The organism is Streptomyces sp. NPDC102270, from assembly GCF_044766405.1.
GTDB lineage: Bacteria > Actinomycetota > Actinomycetes > Streptomycetales > Streptomycetaceae > Streptomyces.
Map to the genome: position 1 here is coordinate 1 of NZ_JBIWLX010000055.1, position 11,615 is coordinate 11,615.

Consider the following 11,615-nt stretch of genomic DNA (forward strand, 5'->3'; position numbering starts at 1 on the left):
TCGGAGGTGCCGGCCACCAGGGGGGCACCGGCGCGCTGGGCGATGTGCCGGGCGGCGACCTTGTCACCCAGGTCGCGGATGGCCTGCGGGGGCGGACCGATCCAGATCAGGCCCGCGTCCAGGACCGCCTGCGCGAACTCGGCGTTCTCGGAGAGGAAGCCGTAACCCGGATGGATGGCGTCCGCGCCCGACTCCCGCGCGGCGCCCAGGACCTTGCCGATGTCCAGGTAGCTGGTGGCCGGGGTGTCACCGCCCAGGGCGAACGCCTCATCCGCGGCGCGGACATGCAGAGCGTCCCGGTCCGGGTCGGCGTACACGGCCACGCTCGCGATACCGGCATCCCGGCAGGCCCGGGCAACGCGGACAGCGATTTCGCCACGGTTGGCGATGAGCACCTTGCGCAAACCGTTCGTCCGCACGCTCATGAGGCGAACTTCCAGGACGTCGCGGGAACCGGATAGGTCCGGCCACCCCTGCTCCAACTGACCGCCCTGACGGCCGTCCTCGACGGTTCGGCCTCGGTCACGGCGTCGTGTTCCTGCCCGACCGACAGCAACACGGCCAACACCGCGGCGAGTTCCTCCTGGCTTGGGTTTCCGTGCACGACTTTGACAGAGTTCATCTCTTCGCCCTCGTTCTCACGCCGGAAGGTTGCCGTGCTTGCGCGACGGCAGGTCGGCGTGCTTGGTCCGCAGCATGGCCAGGGAACGGCTCAGCACCAGCCGGGTGTCCCGGGGATCGATCACGTCGTCCACGAGACCGCGCTCCGCCGCGTAATAGGGGTGCATGAGCTCGGTTCGGTACTCGTCGATCTTCCGTCGGCGCATCGCGTCGGGGTCGTCGGCGCCGTTGATCTCGCGACGGAAGATCACGTTGGCCGCTCCCTCGGCCCCCATGACGGCGATCTCGTTCGACGGCCACGCCAGGGCCACGTCCGTGCCGATGGAGCGGGAGTCCATGACGATGTACGCGCCGCCGTAGGCCTTGCGCACCACCAGGGAGACCCGCGGGACCGTGGCGTTGCAGTACGCGTACAGCAGCTTCGCGCCGTGCCGGATGATGCCGTCGTGCTCCTGGGCCACTCCCGGCAGGAAGCCCGGCACGTCCACGAGTGTCACCAGCGGGATGTTGAACGAGTCGCACGTGGAGACGAAGCGGGCCGCTTTCTCACTGGCGTGGATGTCGAGGACACCGGCCAGCGAGGACGGCTGGTTGGCCACGATGCCGACGACGTGCCCGTCCAGGCGCGCCAGCGCGCAGATGATGTTGGTGGCCCAGGCCGAGTGGATCTCGAAGTACTCGCCGTCGTCGACGATCTCCTCGATCACGGCACGCATGTCGTAGGCCTGGTTGGGGTCGGTCGGGACCAGGTCGGGCAACGCGTGGTTGCGCCGGTCGACCGGGTCCGACGTGGGAGCGAACGGGGCCGGTTCGCGGTTGTTGGCGGGCAGCAGCGACAGCAGGTAGCGGACCTCCTCCAGGCAGCTCTCCTCGTCGTCGTAGGCGAAGTGGGCCACTCCCGACACGGAGGCGTGCACGTCGGCGCCGCCGAGACCGTCCATCGTGACGGACTCACCGGTCACCGTCTGCACCACGTCCGGCCCGGTGATGAACATCTGCGAAGTTTCCCGGACCATGAAGACGAAGTCGGTGAGAGCGGGGGAGTAGGCGGCCCCGCCCGCGCACGGACCCAGCATCACGCTGATCTGGGGGATGACACCGGAGTTGCGGGTGTTGCGCCGGAAGATGCCGCCGTATCCGGCGAGGGCGGTGACACCCTCCTGGATACGGGCCCCTGCACCGTCGTTGAGGCTGACGAGGGGCGCGCCCGCCGCTTCGGCGAGGTCCATCAGCTTGTGGATCTTGGCGGCGTGGGCCTCGCCCAGGGCGCCGCCGAAGACGCGGAAGTCATGGGCGTAGACGAAGACGGTCCGCCCGTGCACGGTGCCCCAGCCCGTGATCACACCGTCGGACGGGTACCGCTTGGCCTCCAGGCCGAAGCCGGTGGCACGGTGCCGACGCAGTGCCTCCACCTCCTGGAAGGAGCCCTTGTCCAGGAGGAGTTCGATCCGCTCGTGCGCGGTCAGCTTGCCGCGCGCGTGCTGCCGCTCCGTGGCTCGTGGGTCGGGGCCCTGCCGTGCCGCTTGTTTGAGGGAGTCCAGTTCTTCGAGGCGATCCTGGGTTGTCAAGCCGTACTCCTTCTCGGCGGTGTGCGTGTCGGTCGGCACGGGAACGGTCGGGCCGGTCATGGCGTGGCCTCGGCGAGCAGGCGTTCGGCACGCTCCCAGTCGGTGGGCGTCGTACCGCTCGCGGCCACGTATCCGTCGGGCCGCAGCAGGGCGAATCCGGGTCCGCCACGGTCGACATGGCCGTGTACGACCAGACCGGGTCGCTGCTCGGCGAGAGCCAGGCCGCGCAGCCGCACCGCGCGGCTTCCGCGGGTCACCAGCCGATAGCGGTCCGCGGTGAGCGGCGCGCCGGACCAGTGGGACGAGCGGGTGCCCGGCCGGGGCAGTCCGGGCCGGCCAGGACTGTCCGCCGGGTAGCGAACCCGCCAGCCGGCGAGCAGCGGCGCGAACCAGCGGCGCAGCACGCCCAGGGACTCCAAGGTGCCCCAGGCGGTGTTGCGTATCCGCGCGGCGACGGGCCCCAGGGTGAACACGCGCAGGAACTGGTGGGTGTTGCGGACGATCTGCTCGGCGGCATGCCGGCGCTCGGTCCCGTAGCTGTCCAGTACGGCGGCGTCCAGTGTCCCGGCGATCACGCCGGCCAGCTTCCAGACCAGGTTGTGCACGTCCTGGAAGCCGAGATTGAGGCCCTGTCCGCCGAGCGGGGAGTGGGTGTGCGCGGCATCTCCCACCAGGAAGACGCGGCCCTCCCGCAGCCGGGTGGCGATCCGCTCCTGACTACTGAAGCTGTTCACCGTGTCGAGCGAGGCGACGCGCAGTCCGCCCGGGCCGCGCTCGTCCAGGATCTGCTGCACCCCCTCCTCGCTGAGCGGATGGTCCACGGGGACGGCCGCGGAGACACGCACCCGCTCGCCCGGCAACGACGCGAAGACCACCGAGCCGGACAGGCCGAGGAAGTAGTGCACCGCGTCGTCCGCCGGACGCCCCTGGATCCTGCCCTCGGCCAGCAGGAAGTTGACCGGGACCGGGCTGCCGGGGAAGTCGATGCCGAGCTGCTCCCGGATCCTGCTGCGCACACCGTCCGCGGCGATCAGCCAGTTGGCCTCGACGCGTTCCGGCCCGTGCGGGCCCTCCGTCTCGACGGAGACCACGTCGTCGTGAAGGACGGTCCTGGTGACCTCGACCCCGCGCTCCACCCGGCCGCCGAGCTGTTCCAGACGCAGCTCCAGCAGTTCGCAGGTGATCTCCTGAGGGAGCATCAATGGCTCGTTACGAGCGCCGAGTTCGATGCGCAGGGTGCGGCCGCCCGCGAGGTGGTACTCGTTGGCGCGGATGCGCAGTCCCCGGCGCTCGGCCTCCCCCAGGACCCCGAGTTCCTCGAAGACGCGCAGGGTCGGCGCGTGCAGTTGGACGGCGCGTGAGCCGCGGTGCGGACCCTCCTGCGCCTCCAGGAGACGAGCCGGTATGCCGCGCTGCCACAGGGCGCAGGCGGCGGCCAGGCCGACCGGGCCGGCACCCACGATGACCACTGTCGTCCCACTCGTCATGTTCGGGACCGCCTCCGCTCGTCCGTGGGGAATCTCCTGGTGATTCATGCGGGCTCCCGGCTGCTGAGGGCGGCGAGCCAGGTGGTGACGGCAGCGGCCGCGGCGGGCGCGTGCTCCTCGATCATCGAGAAGTGGTCTCCGGGAACGTCCACCACCTCGTGGGGCGGCTGCCAGGCCGACCGCCGGGCGTCGCGCGGCGCGCCCGGCAGCGCCTCGACCGGGCGGACCAGCAGCGTGGGGGTCTTGATCGGCGCGGGCCGCCAGGTGTCCAGCAGCCGCAGATAGCCGCCCATCGCGGAGAGCCCGGCGTCGTCGACGGGCCCGAGTTCGCCGAGCCGGCGGGCCATCCCGGCCAGCAGTGCCGGAGTCGCGGCCCGCAGCGCCTCGTCGTCCGGCGCGTACGTGTCGAGCAGCACCAGGGCCTCGGGGAAGAGCCCTGACGCCTCCAGCAGCCGCACGGTCTCGTGGGCGACGATGCCTCCGGAGGAGTAGCCGACCAGGGCGAACGGTTCGCCGTCCGCGCCGCGGCGCACCGCCGCTGCCGCCCCTTCCACCAGTGCGTCCAGCGTCGCGGGCAGCCGCTGCGTCTGCCGGAAGCCGGGCAGGGTCAGCGCCAGTACGTCCCGGTCGTCCGCGAACGGCGCGGCGAACCGCGCGTACTGGTGCGGACCCGAAGTCGCCAGCACCGTCGGGAAGCACAGCAGCCGGGGCCTGGTCCGTCCTGCCACCAGCCGTACCGGCCGCGGCAGATCGTCCGGTTCCGGCACGGCGAACGACACTCGCTGCCCTGCGGCCTCCGCCAGCCGGGCCAGAGCGGCCGTGCCGTCGCCCTCGCCGAGCGCGGTGAAGAACTCGGCGGTCAGCGTGCGGCCGGTCGTCACCTCGGCCGCCTCGCCGGCCAGTTCGTCCGCCAGATGGCGTGCCAGCGCCTCTGGTGAGCGCCGGTCGAGGATCACCCGGGCCGACAGCCGGAGCCCCGTCACCGCGTTCAGCCGGTTGCGCAGGGCGACGGTCGTCACCGAGTCCATGCCCAGCTCCAGAAAGTCGCGCTGCGCCGCCACGGCGTCCGGATCGGTGTGCCCGAGGACCGCGGCGGCCTCCGTCCGGACCACACCCAGCAGCACTTCGCGGCGGCGGCCCGCGGGGAGCCCGGCCAGCCGGGCGGGCAGGCTCGGCGTGTCGCCCGCCGCCGCCGATTCCCGGCGGGTGCGTCGCACGTGGGGGATCTCGGAGACCAGCGGATCGGGCCGGTCGCTGTCGAAGACCTGGGTGAAGCGGCCCCAGTCGACGTCGGCGAGCACGATGGACGCCGACGCGTGGCCCAGCGCCCGTTCGAAGGCCGCCGTCGCCGACTCCGGGCGCAGCAGGGGCAGCCCCCTGCGACCCAGCCGCTCCCGCCGCGAGTCCTCCAGCGCCCTGCCCGCCGCGTCGGCCGGCTCTTCCCGCCACACGCCCCAGGCCTGAGCCAACGCGGGCAGGCCGAGCGACCGGCGGTATGTGGCGAGCGCGTCCAGGTGCGCGTTGGCGGCCGCGTGAGCGGCGAGACCGAGTCCGCCGCCGAACGTGGCGGTCACCGAGGAGAACAGCACGAACGCCGACAGGTCCCGCCCGGCGGTCAGTTCGTGCAGGTTCCGGGCCCCGAGGACCTTCGTGCGCAGGAGGCGCTCCAGGTCCGCCGGGGTCAGGGTGTCCAGCGGGGAGTCCTCCAGCAGCCCGGCCGTGTGCACGACGGCGGTCAGTGGCGCGTCCCGCGGAATGCCGGAGAGCACCTCGGCGAGGGCGTCCCGGTCCCCCACGTCGCATACAGCGACCGTCACCTGCGCCCCCGTCGCGGCCAGTTCGGCCTCGGCGGTGGCGATGATCCCCGGGTCCGCGTCCGGGGCAGCGGTCAGCAGGAGCCGTGTCACCCCCTTGTCGGCGAGCACCCGTGCGACATGTCCGCCCGGCCCGGTGACACCGTCGGTGACCAGCCAGGTGCCGGTCGCTCCGGGCAACTCGGGCATGCCCGCGGGCGGAGCGGCGGGCACGAGCCGGCGCGCGTACACGCCCGAGGGCCGTACGGCGAGCTGGTTCTCGCCACCGGGCGCCGTGAGCCGCGCGATCAGGTGGGACAGGGAGCGGTCGTCCGGCTCCTCGGGAAGGTCCAGCAGACCACCCCAGACCTGCGGCGTCTCCAGCGCCGCGACCTGCCCCAGACCCCAGACCTGGGCCCGCTCCGGTGCGACCACCCGGTCGTCCGGCCCGGCCTGCACCGCCCCGCTCGTCACCGTCCACACCGGGGCCGCCACGTCCGCGTCCGACAGGGCTTGCAGAAGCAGCACGGTCCCCTCCAGCCCCGCCGACACCACCGGACGGGACGGCTTCTGGGCGGCCAGCGGCAACAGCGAGACGATCCCCGCCAAACGCCCGCCCTCCAGGGACTCGACGGTCTCGCCGACCCGCCGCGCGAGAGCGTCACGGCCCGCCTCCGCGTCCACGGACAGCGGGACCGGGTGCCCGCCCGCCTCCTTCAGCAGGTCGGCGAGGCGGGAGGCGACGGAGTCGGCCGCCCGGTCGGCGGGACGCACGATCAGCCAGTGGCCGGACAGGGCGGCCGTGGCCAGGTCCTCGACCACGGGCCGCCACACCACCTGGTAGCGCCACGAGTCCACAGCGCCCAGCTCCTTGCTGTCACGCCTCCAGGAGGACAGTGCGGGCAGCAGCTCGGCGAGCACCGAGGTGTCCGCCAGCCGCAGCGAAGCGGCGAGACCCTGTACGTCCCCCCGCTCGACGGCGTCCCAGAACACCGAGTCCTCCGAAGTTCCGGCGCTGGTGCGGGCCTCGGGCGGCTCCACCCAGTAGCGCTGCCGCTGGAAGGGGTAGGTGGGCAACTCCACCGTGTTCCGCCCGGCTCCGAGCACCGCCTGCCAGTCGACCCGCAGACCTCGTACGTACGCCTCCGCCAGTGAGGTGAGGAACCGCGTGAGGCCGCCGTTGCCGCGCCGCAGCGTGCCGGTCGTGAGCGCCTCGGCGCCGGCGTCCTCGACGGTCTCCTCCACTCCGAGCACCAGCACGGGATGGGCGCTCGACTCGATGAAGACGTCGTGGCCGTCGTCGAGCAGCCTGCGGACGACCGGCTCGAAATCGACCGGTCGGCGGCAGTTCTCGAACCAGTAGTCGGCCGTCAGTTCAGGGCCGTGCAGAACCTCACCGGTGACGGTCGAGTAGAGCGGCACACGGCCCCTGCGGGGACGTACGAAGGACAGCAGCTCGACGACGCGACCGCGCAGCCGGTCGACCTGCGGGGAGTGCGAGGCGACCGTCGCGGGCACGATCCGGGCCCGGACGCCCCGCTCGGTCAGTGCCGCCACCAGTTCCTCCAGCGGCTCCGGAGCCCCGGCCACGGTCACCAGCCGGGGGCTGTTGACGCCGGCGACGGACAGCCGGTCCCCGTACGGCGTCAGCCACTCCTCCGCCTCCCGCCGGGACAGTGCGACGGAGGCCACGGCACCCCGTCCCACCAGCTCGTCGGCGAACAGCCGGGAGCGCAGCACCACGATCCGGGCCGCGTCGTCCAGGGTGAGCGCGCCAGAGACACAGGCCGCCGCGATCTCGCCCTGCGAGTGGCCCACCACCGCGTCCGGCTCCACGCCGTGATGCCGCCACAACTGCGCGAGGGAGACCATCACGGAGAACAGCACGGGCTGCACGACCTCGATGCGCTCCAGCGACGGAGCGCCCGGGCGCTCCCGCAGGACGTCCTCGACCGACCAGCCGACGTACGCCCCGACGGCAGCGTCGCACGCGTGCAGCCGCTCGGCGAACACGGGGGCGGAGTCGAGCAGTTCCACGGCCATGCCGGCCCACTGCGAGCCCTGCCCCGGGAACACGAACACGGTCTTGCCGCGCTCCTTCGCCACGCCTGTGGTCAGTTGAGGGCTCGTCCCGCCCCGGGACAGCGCCTCCAGCCCGTCGGCCAACTCGTCCGCCCCCGCCCCCAGAACCACTGCCCGGTGGTCGTGGGCCGAGCGGCTCACCACGAGCGAGTGGCCGATGTCCGCCGGCGCGAGTTCGGGGCGGGCCCGCACATGAGCGCGCAGCCGGCCCCCCTGCGCACGCAGCGCGGCCTCGCCGCGGGCCGAGAGCGGATACGGCACCACTTCCGGAGCCGCCGGAGAGGGCTCCTGCGGAGCGGGGGCGGGCGGCCCCTGCTCCAGGACCACATGGGCGTTGGTGCCGCTCATGCCGAACGCGGAGACACCCGCCCGGCGCACTCGGCCGGTCTCCGGCCACTCCCGTCGCTCGGTCAGCAGCTCGACCGCGCCCGCGTCCCAGTCCACGAACGGCGAGGGACGATCGGCGTGCAGTGTGCGCGGCAACACCCCGTGCTCCATCGCCTTGACCATCTTGATGACGCCGACGACGCCGGCCGCGGCAAGGGTGTGCCCGATGTTCGACTTCACCGATCCCAGCAGCAGCGGCCGCCCCGGCTCCCGGTCCTGCCCGTAGGTGGCGAGCAGGGCCTGGGCCTCGATGGGGTCACCGAGCCGGGTGCCGGTGCCGTGCCCTTCGACCGCGTCCACATCGGTGGGCGACAGTCCCGCGTCGCTCAGCGCGGCCCGTACGACACGCTGCTGGGACGGGCCACTGGGCGCGGTCAGACCGTTGCTGGCGCCGTCCTGGTTGACGGCGCTGCCCCGGACGACCGCCAGGACGCGATGTCCGTTGCGGCGTGCGTCCGACAGCCGCTCCACCACCAGGACACCGGCCCCCTCCGCGAAGCCGGTGCCGTCCGCGTCCGCGCCGAACGCCTTGCAGCGTCCGTCCGGAGAGAAGCCGCGCTGCCGGCTGAAGTCGACGAACCCCGTCGGCGTGGCCATCACGGTGACACCGCCGACGAGCGCGAGCGAGCACTCGTCGCGGCGCAGCGACTGAGCCGCCAGGTGCAGAGCCACGAGCGACGACGAGCAGGCGGAGTCGACGGTGACCGCGGGACCCTCGAGACCGAACAGGTACGCCACCCGGCCCGACAGGACGCTGGTCGCGGATCCCGTCATCCGGTACGCCTCGATCTCCTCCGGGGCCGAGGTCAGCAGCACCTGGTAGTCGGAGGTGACACACCCCGCGAACACGCCGGTGGCGCTGCCACGCAGGCCGGCGGGGTCGATCCCGGCCCGCTCCAGCGCCTCCCAGGAGGTCTCCAGGAACAACCGCTGCTGCGGGTCCATGGCGAGTGCCTCACGCGGGGAGATCCCGAAGAACCCGGCGTCGAACTCGGCGGCGTCGTAGAGGAACCCACCCCGGCGCGTGTACGACTTGCCCGGCCGGTCCGGCTCCGGGTCGTACAGGCCGTCCACGTCCCAGCCGCGGTCGGAGGGAAACTCGGAGATCGCGTCGGTGCCGTCGGCCACCAGCGTCCACAGGTCCTCGGGAGAGCGGACGCCGCCCGGCAGCCGGCAGCTCATGCCGACCACGGCGATGGGCTCGTTCCACGACTCCTCCGCCTGTTGCAGCCGCTGCCGGGACTCGCGCAGCTCGACCGTCACCCGCTTCAGGTACTCCCGCAGTTTCTTTTCGTCAGACTCAGACATCGTGCTCCTCGCTGTGTTCCTCGCTGGATCAAGGGGTCGGTGACAGTCCGGAGGGTTCAGGACGAGCCGAGTTCGGAGTCGATGAGGTCGAACAGGTCGTCACCGTCCGCGTCGTCGAGCCGGTCCGCCAGGTCGTCGGCTGCCGTACCACTCACTGCCGGGACGTCCAGCTCGGACAACAGCTCCTGGAGACGGGCCGCGGCCCGCTCCCGCACACCGGCGTCGTCCGCGGCCGCCAGCGCCGCGCCGATCCGGTCGAGTTCGCCGTCCACGTCGACGACGGGTGCCGGCCCGGTGAGCTCCTGCGCCAGACGGGTCGCCAGAGCCACCGGCGTCGGATGGTCGAACACCAGCGTCGCGGGCAGGGGCAGCCCCATCGTCGCGGCCAGCCTGTTGCGCAGGGTCACGGCGGCCAGTGAGTCGAAGCCGAGCTCCTTGAGCTGTCGTCGCGGCTCCACCGCCTCCTTGCCGGTGTACTGCAACACCTCCGCGATCTCCGTGCGTACCAGGTCCAGGACCCGGCGCTCCCGGTCGGCCGGCGGGAGAGCCCCGAGAGCGGCGGACAGGTTCTCGACGGACGCCGGCCCGGCCGGAGCTTCCGCCTCCGCGGCCAGCGGCACGGCGTGCCGGCGCCGCCAGGCCGTCAGGACCGGCAGGACGTCGCCGAGTGCCTCCTCCTCGGTGCCCAGCGTCGTGGCCAGCGACCGGAGATCCTCCTGCTCGACCGCCGTCCAGAACCGGGCCTCCACCGAGCCGGCCGCCGGGGCGGCGGGGGCGCCGTCCGCCTCCATCCAGTAACGCCGTCGCTGGAAGGGATACGTCGGCAGCGCCACCTGCCGGGCCGCCGAACCGGCGTACAGCGCGCCCCAGTCCACGTCCGCGCCCCGCACGTACGCGGTGGCGACGGCTGCGGTGAACGTCTCCGTCTGCGGTCGGCCGCGGCGCAGCGTCGGCACCAGCGTGGCCGCCTCGGGACGGTCGGCCAGGGACTCCTGCGCCAGCGCGGTGAGCACGGCGTCCGGACCCAACTCCACGAAGGTCGTCACTCCCGCCTCGACGAGCGCCGTGACGCCGTCGTGGAACCGGACGGCCTCCCGGACATGGCGGACCCAGTACTCGGGCGAGCAGAGTTCCTCGGCGGTGGCCGGGCGGCCGTACAGGTTCGACACCACCGGTATCCGCGGTTCCATCAGGGACAGTCCGGTGACGACGGCCCGGAAGTCCGCCAGCATCGGCTCCATGAGGGGTGAGTGGAAGGCGTGGCTGACCCGTAGCCGGCGGGTCTTGACGCCGCGCGCGGCCAGTTCGTCGTCGACCTCGGTGACGGCGGCCTCGGTACCCGAGATCACAGTGGACGCGGGCCCGTTGACGGCCGCGACACTCACCTCGTGCGCGCGTCCGGCCAGGAGGGGAGCGAGCTCGTCCTCGGACACGAGCGCGGAGAGCATGGCACCGCCGGGCGGCAGTGCCTGCATCAGGCGGCCGCGGGCGGCGACCAGGGTGCAGGCGTCCGCCAGCGAGAACACCCCCGCGACATGCGCGGCCGCCACTTCGCCGATCGAGTGCCCCATCACATGCCCCGGGCCCAGTCCCCACGACTCGGCGAGCCGGTACAGCGCCACCTCGAGAGCGAACAGCGCGGTCTGCGTGTAGAGCGTCTCGTCGAGCAGCCCGGCCTCCGCCGAACCTTCCGGAGCGAAGATCACGTCCAGCAGCGGTCGGTCCAGGTGTCGGCCGAAGGCCGAGCAGACCGTGTCCAGGGTCTCCGCGAAGACGGGGTACGCCGCGTACAACTCGCGCCCCATGCCCGGGCGCTGGCTGCCCTGGCCGGTGAACAGGAACGCCGGGGCACCCCCGTTCCCGGTCTCTCCAGGAGCTCCGCGTACCAGCGAGGGCGCGGACCCTCCGCTCGCGAGAGCCTCGAGCCCCCGGCGCAGCCCGTCCTCGTCCGTCGCCGCGACCACCGCGCGCACATCGAGCCGGGCACGCGTGGTCGCCAGCGAGAACCCGAGGTCTCGGCCCGTCGCCCCGCCCAGCCGGGCGGCGATCCGTTGGGCCTGTGCCGCCAGTGCGTCGGGGGTCCGGGCGGACAGGGGCAGGACCGTCACCGGCAGCGCGGCCTCCGGTTCCGCGGCGGGTTCTTCGTTGGTGGCGGGTGCTTGTTCGAGGATGACGTGGGCGTTGGTGCCGCTGATGCCGAAGGAGGAGACGGCGGCGCGGCGGGGTCGGCCGGATTCGGGCCATGGTTGTGGGTCGGTGAGGAGGCGGACGGCTCCGGTGTCCCAGTCGATGAGGGGGGAGGGGGTGTCGGCGTGGAGGGTGGGGGGGAGCAGTCCGTGGTGCATGGCGTGGATCATTTTGATGATGCC

Annotated in this window: 6 protein-coding genes; all 6 read right to left on the bottom strand. The window is 72.8% G+C overall.

Annotated features, from left to right (window positions below):
• The coding region (locus tag ACIRP7_RS45320; protein WP_403672864.1) for a biotin carboxylase N-terminal domain-containing protein at positions 1-404 on the bottom strand (404 nt) is incomplete at its 3' end.
• A 17-nt stretch (positions 405-421) separates the two neighbouring features.
• Positions 422-622 (bottom strand): acyl-CoA carboxylase subunit epsilon, encoded by a 201-nt coding sequence (locus tag ACIRP7_RS45325; protein WP_403672850.1) that lies wholly within the window; start codon positions 620-622, stop codon positions 422-424.
• A gap of 16 nt (positions 623-638) precedes the next feature.
• Positions 639-2,249, bottom strand: coding sequence for an acyl-CoA carboxylase subunit beta (locus ACIRP7_RS45330; protein ID WP_403672853.1), 1,611 nt, complete (start codon positions 2,247-2,249; stop codon positions 639-641).
• Positions 2,246-3,724 carry an FAD-dependent monooxygenase gene (locus ACIRP7_RS45335; protein WP_403672855.1) on the bottom strand — a complete coding sequence of 493 codons (1,479 nt, stop codon included), beginning with the start codon at positions 3,722-3,724 and terminating at the stop codon, positions 2,246-2,248. Before ACIRP7_RS45335 ends, ACIRP7_RS45330 begins: the two co-directional genes overlap by 4 nt.
• Entirely contained in the window at positions 3,721-9,246 is a 5,526-nt protein-coding gene (locus tag ACIRP7_RS45340; RefSeq protein WP_403672858.1) for a type I polyketide synthase, read from the bottom strand. The genes ACIRP7_RS45335 and ACIRP7_RS45340 overlap by 4 nt, the downstream gene beginning before the upstream one ends.
• A gap of 56 nt (positions 9,247-9,302) precedes the next feature.
• Positions 9,303-11,615: acyltransferase domain-containing protein (locus ACIRP7_RS45345; RefSeq protein WP_403672861.1), on the bottom strand; the 2,313-nt coding region annotated here is incomplete at its 5' end.

Bases quoted from the DNA above. Each gene is read 5' to 3' on its own strand.
- ACIRP7_RS45325 (WP_403672850.1), bottom strand. From the start codon at position 622: ATGAACTCTGTCAAAGTCGTGCACGGAAACCCAAGCCAGGAGGAACTC.
- ACIRP7_RS45330 (WP_403672853.1), bottom strand. From the start codon at position 2,249: ATGACCGGCCCGACCGTTCCCGTGCCGACCGACACGCACACCGCCGAG.
- ACIRP7_RS45335 (WP_403672855.1), bottom strand. From the start codon at position 3,724: ATGAATCACCAGGAGATTCCCCACGGACGAGCGGAGGCGGTCCCGAAC.
- ACIRP7_RS45340 (WP_403672858.1), bottom strand. From the start codon at position 9,246: ATGTCTGAGTCTGACGAAAAGAAACTGCGGGAGTACCTGAAGCGGGTG.